15 protein-coding genes and 1 pseudogene are annotated in these 14,879 nt (G+C 65.6%); 11 read left to right on the forward strand and 5 right to left on the reverse strand.

Annotated features, from left to right (window positions below; all coding sequences use genetic code 11):
• The first annotated feature begins 6 nt into the window (after positions 1–6).
• Positions 7–1,593: an MFS transporter gene (locus G154_RS16100; RefSeq protein ID WP_019509908.1), complete on the forward strand. Its 1,587-nt coding sequence runs from the start codon at positions 7–9 to the stop codon at positions 1,591–1,593.
• Positions 1,594–1,681: 88 nt separating this feature from the next.
• Here G154_RS16100 and G154_RS16105 read toward each other — a convergent pair whose 3' ends face one another.
• Positions 1,682–1,981 carry a hypothetical protein gene (locus G154_RS16105; RefSeq protein ID WP_023985877.1) on the reverse strand — a complete coding sequence of 100 codons (300 nt, stop codon included), beginning with the start codon at positions 1,979–1,981 and terminating at the stop codon, positions 1,682–1,684.
• 99 nt (positions 1,982–2,080) lie between these two features.
• Entirely contained in the window at positions 2,081–3,064 is a 984-nt protein-coding gene (locus tag G154_RS27135; RefSeq protein ID WP_019509906.1) for a hypothetical protein, read from the reverse strand.
• 135 nt (positions 3,065–3,199) lie between these two features.
• Here G154_RS27135 and G154_RS16115 point away from each other — a divergent pair, with 135 nt between their 5' ends.
• The 4 genes from G154_RS16115 to G154_RS16130 all read left to right on the forward strand — a co-directional run bounded on the left by G154_RS16115 (position 3,200) and on the right by G154_RS16130 (position 7,142).
• Positions 3,200–4,057: an oxidoreductase gene (locus G154_RS16115; RefSeq protein WP_019509905.1), complete on the forward strand. Its 858-nt coding sequence runs from the start codon at positions 3,200–3,202 to the stop codon at positions 4,055–4,057.
• 214 nt (positions 4,058–4,271) lie between these two features.
• Positions 4,272–4,982 carry a magnesium transporter gene (locus tag G154_RS16120; RefSeq protein ID WP_234827593.1) on the forward strand — a complete coding sequence of 237 codons (711 nt, stop codon included), beginning with the start codon at positions 4,272–4,274 and terminating at the stop codon, positions 4,980–4,982.
• Positions 4,979–6,217: an NRAMP family divalent metal transporter gene (locus G154_RS16125; RefSeq protein WP_031601535.1), complete on the forward strand. Its 1,239-nt coding sequence runs from the start codon at positions 4,979–4,981 to the stop codon at positions 6,215–6,217. Before G154_RS16120 ends, G154_RS16125 begins: the two co-directional genes overlap by 4 nt.
• Before the next feature lie 94 nt (positions 6,218–6,311).
• Positions 6,312–7,142 carry a hypothetical protein gene (locus tag G154_RS16130; RefSeq protein WP_019509902.1) on the forward strand — a complete coding sequence of 277 codons (831 nt, stop codon included), beginning with the start codon at positions 6,312–6,314 and terminating at the stop codon, positions 7,140–7,142.
• Between the two features lie 15 nt (positions 7,143–7,157).
• Here G154_RS16130 and G154_RS25600 read toward each other — a convergent pair whose 3' ends face one another.
• On the reverse strand, positions 7,158–7,769 hold the full coding sequence (locus tag G154_RS25600) for a TetR/AcrR family transcriptional regulator (protein ID WP_019509901.1): 612 nt from the start codon (positions 7,767–7,769) through the stop codon (positions 7,158–7,160).
• 80 nt (positions 7,770–7,849) lie between these two features.
• On the opposite strand from G154_RS25600, the gene G154_RS16140 reads away from it, so the two are divergent.
• The 5 genes from G154_RS16140 to G154_RS16155 all read left to right on the forward strand — a co-directional run bounded on the left by G154_RS16140 (position 7,850) and on the right by G154_RS16155 (position 13,239).
• On the forward strand, positions 7,850–10,117 hold the full coding sequence (locus tag G154_RS16140) for an arylsulfatase (RefSeq protein ID WP_019509900.1): 2,268 nt from the start codon (positions 7,850–7,852) through the stop codon (positions 10,115–10,117).
• Between the two features lie 32 nt (positions 10,118–10,149).
• Positions 10,150–11,064 carry a haloalkane dehalogenase gene (locus G154_RS16145; protein ID WP_019509899.1) on the forward strand — a complete coding sequence of 305 codons (915 nt, stop codon included), beginning with the start codon at positions 10,150–10,152 and terminating at the stop codon, positions 11,062–11,064.
• 303 nt (positions 11,065–11,367) lie between these two features.
• A complete protein-coding gene (locus G154_RS26835) occupies positions 11,368–11,526 on the forward strand; it encodes a hypothetical protein (protein ID WP_019509898.1) in 159 nt (52 codons plus the stop codon).
• A 107-nt stretch (positions 11,527–11,633) separates the two neighbouring features.
• Complete coding sequence (locus tag G154_RS16150) at positions 11,634–12,245, forward strand: PadR family transcriptional regulator (RefSeq protein ID WP_019509897.1); 612 nt, start codon at positions 11,634–11,636, stop codon at positions 12,243–12,245.
• A 7-nt stretch (positions 12,246–12,252) separates the two neighbouring features.
• Positions 12,253–13,239, forward strand: coding sequence for a nitronate monooxygenase family protein (locus G154_RS16155; protein WP_019509896.1), 987 nt, complete (start codon positions 12,253–12,255; stop codon positions 13,237–13,239).
• Between the two features lie 56 nt (positions 13,240–13,295).
• Here G154_RS16155 and G154_RS26500 read toward each other — a convergent pair whose 3' ends face one another.
• Positions 13,296–13,526, reverse strand: a complete 231-nt coding sequence (locus tag G154_RS26500; protein ID WP_157884754.1) for a WS/DGAT domain-containing protein — start codon at positions 13,524–13,526, stop codon at positions 13,296–13,298.
• Positions 13,527–13,533: 7 nt separating this feature from the next.
• Here G154_RS26500 and G154_RS26505 point away from each other — a divergent pair, with 7 nt between their 5' ends.
• On the forward strand, positions 13,534–13,815 hold the full coding sequence (locus G154_RS26505; protein WP_019509894.1) for a hypothetical protein: 282 nt from the start codon (positions 13,534–13,536) through the stop codon (positions 13,813–13,815).
• Between the two features lie 81 nt (positions 13,816–13,896).
• Here G154_RS26505 and G154_RS27405 read toward each other — a convergent pair.
• Positions 13,897–14,655, reverse strand: a pseudogene (locus tag G154_RS27405) (wax ester/triacylglycerol synthase domain-containing protein); the annotation flags it as partial.
• Positions 14,656–14,879 lie beyond the last annotated feature (224 nt).

Below are 14,879 nucleotides of genomic sequence, written 5' to 3' on the forward strand. Positions count from 1 at the left end.
GAGCCCGTGAGCTCGCCGGTGACGACCTGGGCGCCGTTACGGTCGCCGGTCTTCCGCGCATTGTGGATCGCGCAGTTCGTCTCCAATCTCGGCACCTGGATGCAGATGGTGGGCGCCCAGTGGATGCTCGTCGGTGATCCGCGGGCGGCAGTGCTCGTGCCCCTGGTGCAGACCGCCACCACGCTGCCGGTCATGCTGCTGGCGCTGCCATCCGGAGTGCTGGCCGACCTGATCGACCGGCGGCGGCTGCTCATCGCGACCCAGGGCGCGATGGCGTCCGCGGTCGCGTTGCTCGCGGTGTTGACCGGCACCGGACTGACCACCCCCACGGTCCTGCTGCTGTTGTTGTTCCTGATCGGGTGCGGTCAGGCACTGACCATGCCGGCCTGGCAGGCCATCCAGCCCGACCTCGTTCCCGCAGCACAGATCCCCGCGGCCGCGGCGCTGGGCAGCATGAGCATGAACGGCGCCCGCGCCATCGGACCGGCGATCGCCGGAGCGCTGGTGTCGCTGTCAGGGCCCACAGTCGTGTTCGCGCTGAACGCGGTGTCCTTCGTCGGTACGGTGATCGTGTTGGTGCTGTGGCGCAGGCCCACCGTCGACCAGAATTTCCCGTCGGAACGGGCGCTGGCGGCGCTGAGTGCCGGCGGACGGTACATCCGAAGCTCCCCCATCGTTCGTCGGATACTGCTGCGCACTGCACTTTTCATCGCTCCGGCCAGCGCGCTGTGGGGTCTGCTGCCTGTGATCGCCGACCGGAAGCTGGGATTGACGTCATCGGGGTACGGGCTGCTGCTCGGTGCACTCGGACTCGGTGCGGTGCTGGGCGCAGTGGGCCTGTCCCGGCTACGGTCCCGGTTCGGCGAGAACACCTTGCTGGCGTTGGCCGCCACCGGGTTCGCCGCGGCGACAGCGGTTCTGGCACTGGTGGACCTGTTCGCCGTGGTGCTCATCGCGCTGGTGTTCGGCGGGACGGCCTGGCTGCTGTGTCTGTCCACACTCAACGCGTCGATGCAACTGAGCCTGCCCGGGTGGGTCCGTGCCCGGGGGTTGTCGGTATATCAGCTGATCTTCATGGGTGGGCAGGCGCTCGGGTCGATTCTGTGGGGTGTGCTCGCGGGTACGACCACGCCGGTGAACAGCCTGCTGGTCAGCGCGGGCCTGTTGGTGGGCTGTGCGATCTCGACGCTGTGGTGGCCCTTGCACGCCAAGACAGGCAACATCGATCTGAGCCCCTCCTCGCACTGGCCGGAGCCATCGCTGGTGATCGAGCCCGAACCGCTGGACGGCCCGGTGCTGGTGATGACCGACTATCTCGTTCCGGTGCAGGATGAAGAACAATTCCTGGCGGCGATGGCGGTGCTTGGCAGATCCCGGCAGCGCACCGGAGCGGCCAGGTGGCGGCTGTACCGCAGTGTCGAGCGCGAGCAGACCTTCGTCGAAACCTTCATCGTGCGGTCCTGGGGCGAGCACCTGCATCAGCACCACACCCGGCAGACCGGACAGGACCTGGTGATCGAGCAGAACGTCGAACGGTACGCACAGGGAAAGCCGGTGTCGCATCACCTGATTGCCGTCCCGCCGCAGCGCTGACGCCCCGACACCGAGTGCGCATCCACTGCGACAGATTCGCGCGATCACCGCACTGGTTGCACACTCGGCGACACTCGGCCGGACGCACTCAGTCGGATGCGGCGAGCTCCTGTAGACGCTGATCGACCCGCGCCAGCGCGTCGCCGAAGACGTCAACCTTCTCACTGCGCTTCTCGTTGGCCTGCGCGGCCGCGCCGCGGCCGCCCTCGGCCTCGACCCGCGCCGCGCCCTGCCTGCGCAGCAGGCTGAAGTTCTTCTCCCGCGCAGTGCGCAAACGGCTCTGCAGCTCTTTGAGTGACTTCTCGTCCATCCGGGTTAGCGCTTCGGGATGACTTTCGTCGATCAGGGATTCTTCGTGCGGGGTCAGGTTCACGTGGTGGTTGCTCACCCCTTGATTCATAGCCTGCGCGCACCGGCGCGGTAGCCGAATCGAGAGATACCGGATGGCGCGCAGGACGAATCAAGGCGACGCAAACGCGTCACCGCATCATGCCGCCCTCACCGCGGCACGCACCGCAGCACACGCGTCCTCGAATCGTTCCCACTCCTGCGCCGTCGGCCGTGCCCCTCCGCCCGCCACCGCCGCCGGACTGATCTCCGGAGTAGGCAGATTCGCGTCCGCCAACAATTCGGCCAGGTGCGCGATCCGGCCTGCCGGACTGTCCGCATCGCTCTGGAAAACCCTTTTCCGAAGCCATGACTGGGCCTCGGCGAGGCCGGAGTCGATATCGACCATGGGAGCGGTGATCTGCCCGCCACACCGTCGCAGGTGTTCTTCGAAACGGTCCTCCCAGAACTCGGTCCGCCACCCAGGCCACAGTTGTGGCAACCATCGGAGCAAGCCCGGTACGGGACGGGTCATCCACACCCCGAGCGTCTTGTTCGGCACGTTGACATAGACGCCGCTCTCTGGAATCACCCCCAACTCCAAGGCCGGTTCACCGGGCCCCGGCAAGATGTCGAGCAGGTCCGGACCGAGCCACGCCGCGCTGCTGCCCCACCACAGCGGCCACGCGCGCACCCGGCCGATGCGGTCGATGACGGTGACGAGATGATGCAGCCGGGCAGTGTCCTCGGCCAGGGTCAGCTCGGGTTCGGATGGCATGTCGCGCAGCGATGCCTGTGCCCCCACATATGCCGCGATCTCCGCCGTCGCACCGTACGCCCACGAGATGGTGTAACCCGGCCAGAGTAGAACCAGAACCTCGAACATGGCCCGGCGTTCGTTCATGGTCGCCATGAGTTCCTCACCGAAGAACAGCAACCGGTGCTCGGTGAGATCGAGCAGCAGGCCGCCGTCCGCCCACAGCTCGTCGGTCCAGAAATCGCTGGTCTGCTGGTCCCGGATGTAGCGCACAGCCATCTCCGGCCCGGCCAGAAGCGCGTCGAGCATTCGACAGCCGGCCCAGTGCGCGTATCGCAACTGCCAGCCGTCGTGGTCTACCAACACGATATTGGCTCTGTTTCCCATGGTGCCCCCCAACCCCGATCGACGCCGCCACGCTCGGCGGCGCTCTTTGCATGCACTATCCACCCGACCCCCGACAAGCCCTCCACACGCTCGCGATCGCGGAATAATCCCGTCGGTGGCGAGGTAGTGTGACCCATGACGACAACATTTCCGCTGGGCCCGTTCACCGTGAAGCGCATCGGATTCGGCGCCATGCAGTTGCCCGGCCCCGGTGTGATGGGGCCGCCGCGCGACCATGATCAGGCCATCGCCGTGCTGAAGCGGGCCGTCGATCTCGGCGTGGACCATATCGACACCGCCCAGTTCTACGGACCCGATGTCGCCAACGAGCTCATCCGCGAGGCACTGCATCCCTACCCCGAAAACCTTGCACTGGTCAGTAAGGTCGGCGCCCGCCGCAGCGAACAGGGCGAGTGGCTGTCCGCGCAGCAGCCCGATGAACTGCGCGCCGATATCGAGACCAACCTGGAAACCCTGGGTATCGATCGCCTCGCAGCGGTGAATCTACGCATACATTCCGGTGATCCCAACAGTGTGAGCCCGGTGGACCGGGAGCTGTTCGACCGCCAGCTGACCGCCATGATCGCTGCCCGCGACGAGGGTTTGATCGCCGGGATCGGACTGTCCAGCGTCTCGGTCGACCACCTTCGAATTGCGCTGGACCGCACCGAGATCGTCACCGTGCAGAACGCCTACAACCTGGTCGACCGCTCCTCGCAGCCGGTGCTCGACCTGTGCACCGAACACGGCATCTCCTTCGTGCCGTTCTTTCCGCTGGGCTCCGGTTTCACCACCGACAACCCGGTACTCGGCAATGTCGCGGTGCAGAATGCGGCCGCCGAGCTCGCCCGTACCCCGGCCCAGATCGCGCTGGCCTGGACGCTGTCGGTGGCACCCAACGTGCTGTTGATCCCCGGCACCTCGTCGGTGGCCCATCTTGAAGAGAACGTCGCCATCGCCGACATTCAACTGCCCGCCGACTTCACGCCCTGACGGATACCGTGGCCTCGTCAGTGCCTTCGGTGTGCGGACATGGCAGGAGGAAACCACCGTGCCGGCCATATTGCCGTCGATCGACGGTGTCAGACCCGGACCCGTGCTACTCAGTGAGGTGATCGGTCGACGCGTTCACGACCGCTCAGGCCGATCCATCGGCCGCCTTGACGATCTGTGTGTCCGGTTCACCGGGCTCCGGGAGCCGGCGCCGGTGACCGGCCTACTCATCGCCCGCCGACACGACGCCCCGTTGACCGCCCCGTGGTCCGCGGTCCTGGGCTGCACGGCCAGTGGTCTCGTGGTGGACACCGGCGTCGGTATCACCGCCCCGTCCGGGGACGACACAGAGATCTGGCTGCACCGCGATGTGCTGGACACCCAGGTCCTCGATATCGTCGGTCGCCGAATAGCGAGGGTTTCCGACGTTCTCCTGGTGAGCCGTGACGCAAACCGCTTGGAGGCTACAGGCGTCGACGTCGGATTCGCCGGGGTTGTGCGCCGATTGGGATTGGGAAGAGTCACCGCACGCGCGCGACACGACACCGTGGCGTGGTCCGATCTACATCCGACCTCCGAGCGCGGCCACGCGGTCGCGCTGTCGACACCACGGGCTGCCATACACCATCTCGACGCTGTCGCACTGGCCGAACTGATGGGCCGGCTGGACGTGTCCGCGGCCGCCGAGGTCGTCGCGGCCTACCCTCCGGCAGTTGCCGCTTCGGCGGTGCGCGTAGACCCCGAAACCGGGGAACGAGTGCTGCGGGCGCTGCCGAACCCCGATGTCGAACGGATCGTCACCGCCATGCCGTCCGCCCATGCAGCGCAGTGGCGCACGCGCCTGCAGCGCACACCGCGACTGCTCGGTCGCCACTTGCTGCGCTCACGGGTGTGGCCGCGGCGCCGGGTACGGCGGAAGCGATGACTGCCGGTCCACGCGGCAAACTCACCGTCGCGGCGCTGGTCGCCGTGATCGGGCCCGGCTTGCTGGCCGGCCTGTCCGATGACGATCCGGCAGGAATCACCACCTATTCGGTGCTCGGCGCTCAGTTCGGCTATCAGCTTCTCTGGGTGCTGTTGCTGTCCACCATCGCACTTGTCCTTTTCCATGGGTTGGCGGCACGGATGGGTGTGATCACAGGTCAAGGGCTCATCGGTTTGGTGCGCCAGCGCTACGGTGTGCGCATCGGCGGTGCCACGCTGGCGACCCTTGTGGTCGCCAACATCGGAACCACGTGTGCCGAATTTGCAGGTATCGCCGCGGGTTCGGAGCTGTTCGGCATCGATCGTCGGGTCAGCGTGCCCGCCGCGGCCATCATCGTCTCGCTCCTGGTTCTGCGTGGCAGCTTCCACCGCGTCGAGCACGTGTTGCTCCTGTTGTCGACCGTGTTTCTCGCCTACATCGCTTCGGGAATCCTCGCCGAACCGGACTGGGGTGCTGCCGCACGCGGACTCGTGGTGCCCTCGATGCCGGCCACGGGCGCCGCGCTGGCCATCGTGACCGCCACCGTCGGCACCACACTGGCGCCGTGGGGTCTGTCGTTCATCCAGTCCTATGCCGTCGACAAGAAACTGCGCACCGACGATCTTCGGTTGGAGCGGGTGGACGTCGTCACCGGCGCCGTTCTGACGGGAGTGATCGGATTCTTCGTCGTGGTGGCATGTGCGGCGACTCTGCACGAGAACGGACTGCAGATCACCGAGGCCGCCGACGCATCTCGGGCTTTGGAGCCGCTGGCCGGCAGTGCCGCGGCCACGTTGTTCGCCATCGGACTGATCGGCGCCGCGCTGCTGGCGGCCTCGGTACTGCCGTTGTCCACCGCCTACTCGGTCTGTGAGTACGCGGGAGCAGAGGGGGCTGTGGACGACTCGTTCAGGGAGGCACGGACGTTCTATGTGACATTCGGAGCCGTCACCGTCGCCGGTGCGGCCGCCGTGTTGTTACCCGGGGTGCCCCTGGTCACCATTTTGGTGGCCACCCAGATCCTCAATGCCGTGCTGCTGGTGCCGATCCTGATCGCGATGATCGGCATCGCGCGCGACCGGAATCTGATGGGCACGTTCGCCGTCGGCCGGACCGGCACCGCCATATACGGACTGACCACCGCGGTGATCGCCGCCTGTGTGGTCGCGCTCGCCGTCACCACTGTCGTCGGTTGATCACCCGCATACCTCAGATATTGACAGTGCAACTCTCATAATTTAGCGTGGAGTCAGCTCGATACACCCACGCCGCAATCGTCCTGGAGACAACGTGATTCACCATCGCCCCCGATACGGCCTGATCGATCTCGACTACGCCGCTCGACTGAGTGATGTGACACCCGAGTCCGAAAAGCCATGCTGGATGGTCAATCTGATGAAGTACCGGGCTGTCGCAGACTATGGCGACGGGGTCGCCGGCACCATTTCCGGACGCGAAGCCGACGATCTGTACGCACCGCTGGACACCTTGGCCGAAATCGGCGCCGAGCTGTGCCTTCTTGCCGATGTCGAAACCCAACTCCTCGGCGATGCTCCGACGTGGGATCGGATCGCCGTCGTGCGCTACCCGACCGGGCGATCGTTCATCGACATGCAGTCACGGTCTGATTTCCAGGCCGCGCATGTCCACAAAGAAGCCGGGATGGATCAGACCATCGTCCTCGGCTGCGATCCGCTGCCCTACCCGCCGATTCCGCACGGATTGGAACAGCTCGACTGGAAAAATGTCCCCGAACCCCCGAGCACACAGGACGGGCCGGTGATGATCGTGCACGTGCTGCGCTTCGCCGATCCGGAATCCGCACGCACCACCCCCGATGCCATGCAGGCCTATCAGAGCGCCGCCGCCGGTGTTGCACTGTCCCACGGCGCCCGCGTGGCAGGCTGGTTCAGGGTCGACGGCACCATCGTCGGCGACGGCCGCTCCTGGCATCAGGTCCGATTCAATCTCTTTCCGAGCCGAAGGGCATTCATGGCAGTCGCCACCGACCCGGCACGGCTACAGGCGCAGAAGACTCACCGCGACGCCGCCATCGCCGACACCTACACGATGATCACCAGGCCCGTCGTCAACACCTTGGCCGAATCGCTGCACGCGTGAAGCGCCACAGGCCGCTCAGCCGGTCAACAATCGGGTGAGCGCCCCGATCCATCCGCGCCGAATCTGCGCAGGCGTCCGGCGGTGATCCTCGGTCAACTCAGACCACGCCTCGAACGACGTCAGGGTGGCGATGGTGCCGACCAAATCCCCCCGCGCCGCCGCGCCGAGTTCGTCCAGTTCGGCGGCAAAGTGGGTGCCGATATCGGCCGCCATCGCCGCGCGGTGCCGGTGCAGGATCTCCTGCAGAGCAGACACCTTCGAGGCGCGGTTGCGCACCATTCGGGCCATCGGCGCGGTCACCGCGTACTGCTCGTGGCGGCTGTCGACGAAGCGCCTGATCCGCACATCCAGGGTGCCAACGCCGAGATCCGAGATCTGCAACAGATGGGCGAATCGCTGGTAGTAACGGCGGGTGGTTTCATCACGCAGCTCGTCGAGGGTGTCGAAATATCGGAACACCGACGCGGTGGAAACACCCGCCCGGTCGGCAACCTGCTCCACGGTCGGCGGTGAAAAACCCTCCAACACAAGGTCGATGGTCGCCTCGACCACCGCCGCACGGCCCCGTTCGCGTCGCGCGCGGCGGCCGTCGACCGGTTCGGCTGGCTCCGGCGGTGTGTGGTTCATCGATCGTGAGGCTAGCACTGCTCCAAAGTATTGACAGTGGAACTATCAACACATAGCGTCGCCGGAGAGAGGGGGTTGCCATGTCGCAGCCAGACCAACACTTCGGTGGCACCATCGGTACCACCATCGCCGAATCGGTGCCGGAGTTCAGCGAACCACCACACCCGGGCCAAGATGCTCCCAACGTGGTGGTGATCGTGCTCGACGACACGGGCTTCGCCCAGCTGGGCTGCTACGGCTCCGATATCGATACCGCGCACATCGACCAACTCGCCGGCAACGGGCTGCAGTTCACCAACTTTCATGTGACACCGCTGTGTTCGCCGACCCGTGCCGCACTGCTCACCGGCCGATCCCAGCACGCTGTGGGCATGCGTGCGGTCTCCAATTTCCGGACCGGATTTCCGCACCAACTCGGACACATCACCGACCGCGCCGCCACCATCGCCGAAGTGCTGCACACCGCCGGCTACGCGACCTTCGCGGCCGGCAAATGGCATCTGGCCCCCATGGAACAGTGCTCGGCGGCAGGACCATTCGACCAATGGCCGCTGGCACGCGGATTCGATCGCTTCTACGGTTTCCTCGACGGTGAGACCGACCAGTTCAGTCCCGAACTGGTCTGCGACAACCATATGGTCGATCCCCCGGCGCGGCCCGAAGAGGGATACCACCTCAGCGAAGATCTGGTCGACCGGTTACTCGCCATGATCACCGACAGCACCAGCGTGCGGCCCGACCGACCGTTCTTCGCCTACCTTCCCTTCGGTGCCGCGCACGCCCCGCACCAGGCGCCGGCCGCTTATCTGCGCAAGTACCGCGGTGCATTCGACGAGGGGTGGGATATCGCCCGCGAGAGGGTGTACCGCCGTCAGCTGGAAACCGGGCTCATACCCGCGGGAACCGCACTGGCTCCGCGAAACCCAGGCGTGGCGGCCTGGGACACCCTACCGGCGGACCAGCAACGTCTGGCGTGCCGTCTGCAGGAGGCGTTCGCCGCGTTCCTGGACCACACCGACGATCAGATCGGCCGCTTTGTCGACGGTCTACGCCGAATCGGCGTCTGGGACAACACCGTGCTCATCCTCCTGTCGGACAACGGAGCATCCCAGGAGGGTGGGCCGATCGGGGTGCTGCACGAGATGAAGTTCTTCAACGGCATCCTGGAGGATCCAGCCGACGCGGTGGCGCGACTCGACGATATCGGCGGCCCGCACAGCCATACCAACTATCCGTGGGGCTGGGCTCAGTGCGGGAACACCCCGTTCAAGTGGTACAAACAGAACACCCACGAGGGCGGAGTGCATGTCCCCATGCTGGTGCACTGGCCGGCCGGCATCGACCAACACCACCGCGGCTCCCGACGTGACCAGTTCGTCAACGTCAGCGATATCGCCCCCACACTCTACGAACTCGCCGGTGTGACGCCACCGCCGATCTACCGAGGGATACCACAACTCCCGGTCACCGGCCACTCGTTCGCCGCTCTGCTCAACAACCCCGCCGCGCCCTCGACCAACACCGTCCAATACTTCGAGATGGCCGGTAGCCGTGCGCTGGTCGCGGGCCACTGGAAGGCGGTGTGCAAGCACATCCCCGGCGCGGACTATGACACCGAGCCCTGGGAGCTCTACGACCTGTCCCACGACATGTCCGAGTGTGAGGACCTGGCTGGAGCCGAACCCGAACGGCTGGCGGAGCTGATCGCCCTGTGGTGGCTCGAGGCCGACCGGCACGGCGTGCTGCCACTCGACGACCGCGGTATCGAACTGTTCGCCCCCCGGTTTCGGCATCACTCGCCGCATCCGGTCGAAGGCCGCTACACCTACCGTCCCCCGTGCTCGCCCATTCCGCCGCAGGCCTTCGCCCCGATCGGCGGCACCAGCTTCGACCTGACGGCACGGGTCGCCCGCGCCGACGGCCAAGACGGCGTGCTGTGGGCCACGGGCACAGAGAATTCGGGTATCGCGGTGTTCGTCCAGGACGACCACCTGGTGGTGGACTACAACGCATTCGGCGAACACACCGTGGTCATCTCGACCCGGGCACTAGCCGCCGGCGATGCGGTGTTGACCGCCAGGTTCCGGCGCGGCGACCATCGTGGCGGCACCGTGGACCTCGAGATCGATTCCGTGCCGGTCGGACACGCCGACCTGCCGCTGTACATGCTGATGATCTCCTCCGTCGGATCGAGCATCGGCTATGACCACGGATCGGCGGTATCCGATCGCTACCGCTCACCCTTCGCATTCCGCGGGATCCTGCACGAAATCACCGTCGACCTGGTCTCGTCCCCGCCCACGGGATCCGATGCCGTCGCCTCCAGGGCGGCGATGGCGCGCCAGTAGTTCCCCGACCCCGCCGACCCAGGAGACACACCATGGATATCGTCCGCACACCCGATGAGCGCTTCGCCCACCTGCCCGACTACGGTTTCGCACCGCATTACGCCGAAATCCCCAGTGGCGCCGGACAAACACTGCGCCTGCATTATCTCGACGAAGGCCCGCTCGATGCCGATCCGATTCTGCTGATGCACGGCGAACCGTCCTGGAGCTATCTGTACCGGCACATGATCGGCCCGCTGGTGGCCGCCGGACATCGTGTCATTGCACCGGATCTGGTCGGGTTCGGGCGCAGCGACAAGCCCGCGGCGACCGGTGACTACACCTACGCGCGCCATATCGGTTGGATGTCTGCCCTCGTGTTCGACATGCTCGACTTGCAGAACATCACGTTCTTCGGACAGGACTGGGGTGGGCTGATCGGCCTGCGTCTGGTGACCGCGCTACCGCAACGGTTCGATCGGGTGATCGTGGCCAACACCGGGCTGCCCACCGGTGAGTCCTCGCTGGGCGAGGCGTTCGCCGCTTGGCAGAAGTTCTCTCAAGAAGTCCCGGACCTCCCCGTCGGTGCCATCATCAACGGCGGCTGTACCACCGATCTGACCGCCGAGGTCATCGCCGCCTATGACGCACCGTTTCCCGACGACTCGTTCAAGGCCGGGGCCCGCGTCTTCCCCACCTTGGTGCCGACCAGCACCGACGATCCCGAATCGGCCGCCAACATCCATGCCTGGTCGGTCCTGTCGACCTTCGACAAGCCGCTGCTCACCTGCTTCAGCGATCAAGATCCCATCACCCGCGGCGGCGAACAGCTGTTCCTGGACAACGTGCCGGGAGCGCAAGGGCAACCGCACACCACCATCACCGGCGGCGGGCACTTTCTGCAAGAGGACCGCGGCGCCGAACTCGCCGAGTTGATCAACGGGTTCATCGCCGCCACCACCCCCTAGACCCCATCCCCTCCCGACGGTGCTCGTTGATGTCTCGATATCGGGCACCTTGCAGCGGCATGCGATACCCCTAAGGGGGTAGAAAGAGCTCACCAACGACAGCTGCCTGGAGTTCGAACACGGTGTTTACATGGGCGACACCCGTCACACCGTGAGAACTGGAGCTTCCTGACATGGGCTTTTTCATCGACCCGCCGAAGTGGACACCATCTACACCGATCCCGAATGTGAGATGACGACAGTCTTCCGCCCGGACATCAAGGTCATCTTCGACCCCTGTGACGAGAAGGCCGAAGGGGCCCGGTGGGTCTGTGCGCGGCCATGGCCGCCGTCATCCTGGGCGCCGCACAGGTGATCGTCATCGACAAGGTCGCTGCCGGCTCAAGGAGGCCGCCAATCTCGGTGCCGTGGCTGCAGTTGGTCAAGCACCGCGCGCAACCGGCCATCACGGGTCACCTATGACCCATTCCGCCTGGCGCCACCGCTGTGAGGCGTCACACAAGGGTAAACGACCTTCCGTCCGGCGCCACCACTGGCCACCTGGACCGTATCAATGATACGGTCAAGCGGTGTCCGAGGGTTTCCGAGTCACCCACCTGTCCTATGTGGTTCTGGGGGTGACCGCCGTGCGGGGCCCTACCACCTCGTATCAGCTCAAGCAGTACGTTGCCGAGTCCATCGCCTATCTATGGCCGCTGCAACACGCGACGCTGTACCGGGAGCCACGCCGACTGGAGGGTGCCGGGCTGCTGCGATCCGAGACCGAAGACGGTGGGCGCAAGCGTCAGTTCTTCACGATCACCGACAAAGGCCTTGACTGCCTTCGCGATTGGCTTCGCGACCCCACGACATCGCTACCGGCCGAACTCCACGACGAAGCGCTTCTCAAGCTGCATTTCGGTGAGCTCGTCGACCCGTCGAGCATGCGCGAGCTCGCCGAGAACCAGATCGTCGAACGTAAAGCACGCCTGGCCTATTACGCGGATCTGGAGCGGCGATACCAGGACCGGCCCGATCTCGGCTATCCACTGGCGACGTTGAAGGCGGGCCAGATGATCGAGAAGGCCTCCATCGCGTTCTGGCGCGAGATCGCGGAAACCGCCGACGAACTCGCGCCGTCGCGCCCCGGCTCGGCAACACCGCCCCCGCTGTCCCCCATCGTCCACACCGACCGAAAGTGATTGCCGCATGACCCTTCCCGACATTCTCCGCAACAATCTCGCCCTGCCCGTCGTCGCGTCGCCTCTGTTCATCTGCTCGGGCCCGGAGCTGGTGATCGCCCAGTGCAGCGCCGGCGTGGTGGGCTCCTTCCCCGCCCTCAATGCGCGCCCGGCACCCGCGCTGCGCGAGTGGCTCGAGCAGATCTCGACCACCTTGGAGCGCCGCCGGCATGACCATCCCGAACTGGCGACGGCCCCGTACGCCGTGAACCAGATCGTGCACAAATCCAACGAGCGCCTGGAAGAGGACGTACAGGCGTGCGTCGATTTCAAGGTGCCGATCGTGATCACCTCACTGGGAGCCCGGGCCGACGTCAACGACGCCATCCACTCCTACGGCGGCATCGTTCTGCACGATGTCATCAACGACACCTTTGCCCGCAAGGCGGTCGACAAGGGTGCCGACGGATTGATCGCCGTGGCCGCAGGGGCAGGTGGGCACGCGGGCACCATCTCGCCGTTCGCACTCGTGCAGGAGATTCGGGCCTGGTTCGACGGTCCACTGCTGCTTTCCGGCGCCATCGGTCACGGCCGCTCGATCCTGGCGGCACAGGCCGCCGGTGCCGATCTGGCCTATATCGGCTCGGCGTTCCTGGCGACCACCGAGGCGCGTAACGAGCCCGCCTACAAGGAGATGATCACCACCAGCGGCGCCAGTGACATCGTGTATTCGAATCTGTTCACGGGTGTGCACGGCAACTACCTGCGCGGTTCGATCGAGGCGGCCGGGCTGGACCCACAGAATCTCCCGCAGTCGGACCCGTCGGCGATGGACTTCGGCTCGGGCGGCAACACCGATGCCAAGGCCTGGAAGGACATCTGGGGCGCAGGCCAGGGTATCGGCCCGATTCGTGAGGTCACCTCCACGGCGCAGTTGGTGGAACGCCTGGGCCGCGAGTACAGCGAGGCGCGCAGCAGGCTGCTTACCGAGAGCCTCGCTCCCGCGGGCGTCTGAAGACCGGTCGGGTGTTCGGGTGGTGATCAGTTCACCGCCCGAACACCCGATTGAACTCAGTCCTCGGTGGTGAGCCGCAGCAGCGCAGCGAATTCCGTGCGCAGATCCTCGACCAGGTCCGCCGCATCGGGCACGGCCTCGGCATCGCCGACGACGCCGATGTCCATACCGTCGCGGTAACTGACCACGGTGATGTTCAAGGCAATGCCGTCGAAGATCAGACTCAGCGGGTAATGCGCGAGCAGCGGTGCACCCAGCAGGGTGAGCCCGTCGCTCGGCCCCGGCACGTTGGACATGATCAAGTTGACCGGCGGGCGCACCAGCGGCGAGCCAGATGACGTCCATCAGGCCGCGCGCCGCCACCTGGAACATCGGCGTGGGGATGATGTCGTTGACATCGGCCATCAGACTCGGCGGTATTTGCGCAGTGCGGTCTTTGGCGCGTTTCATGACATCGCTGACAAACGTGATGGCATTGCCGTACCGCCGGTGCTCGGGGTCGCGTACCGACACCGGAATGTAGGCCAGCAGCGGCACCTCGGGAAGTTCGTCGTTGGCCAGCAATCGGTTTCGTAACGCGCCGGCGCAGGCGGCCAGCACCACGTCGTTGACGGTGACGCCGAGGTGCCGTTTGACGGTCTTGACGTCCTCCAGCGACACACTGGCGAAGCCGTTGGACCGGGTGCCCGACAACCGGCTGTTGAAACGGGTACGCGGCGCGTGCACCGCGTACGGGGAACCGTCACGGCGAATCAGCCGCGCGAATTCCTGTACGCCGGGCAACGACCTCAGCACCGGGCTCTGGTCAAGGTGGGCAAGGCTTCCCGCGACATTGCGCACCTTCTGCACCGCACCTACCGGCATCTCGAGCACCGCCCGTGCAGCCAGACCGAGCCGGCTCACCGCACCGGACGACTCGCCCTGCGCCGCGGGCGGTGCCCCCAACGAGGTTGCGTCGTCGACCAACACCCCGAAAACCTCTTTGGCGCTGATACCGTCCACCACACCGTGATGCAGCGTGAAAGCCACCGCGGTGCGCCCGGGTAACCCGTGGAACACGGTGACCCGCCAGAGCGGCTTGCTGCGGTCCAGCGGCGCCTTGAGGTCGTCGCTGACGGCGGCTCTCAGGCCTTGCTCGTCGGTGATATCCAACTCGACCTCGCGTACGTGGTCGACGGGATCCACGGTCACCGTCTCGAAAACCGGGTGGTCCAACCCGAATGGCACGGTGACTACTCGCCAGCGCAGTGGCGGATAGTGCTCGATACGTTCCCGAATACGTTGCGCGACAGCAGCAGCGGTGATCGGCCGCGCATCGTCCGGCGTGTCGTAGATCGACAGCCCGCAATAGTGCGATTCCGCGCCGGCTCGCTCGGCAGCGAAAAACTGCGCATCCAAACTTGAGAGTCGTCGCATTTCAATCCCACCCCTCGGATGGCCCTGTCAACATCCGCCGCGTCATCGTTGGTCACCCTTTCTCACCCCGACATCATTTGAATCAACGTTAGAAGCTGATCGCGAAATTCGCACGGCGCGTGACCTATTCAACGAAATGAGCGGAATACCTTTCACAACAGTAAATATCGAACCGTTCACCGGTTACCGGTCAGTAGGGCATTGGACCAGAGAAATAGCCCGAC

Source organism: Mycobacterium sp. VKM Ac-1816D (genome assembly GCF_000416385.1).
Classification (GTDB): Bacteria; Actinomycetota; Actinomycetes; order Mycobacteriales; family Mycobacteriaceae; genus Mycobacterium; species Mycobacterium neoaurum_A.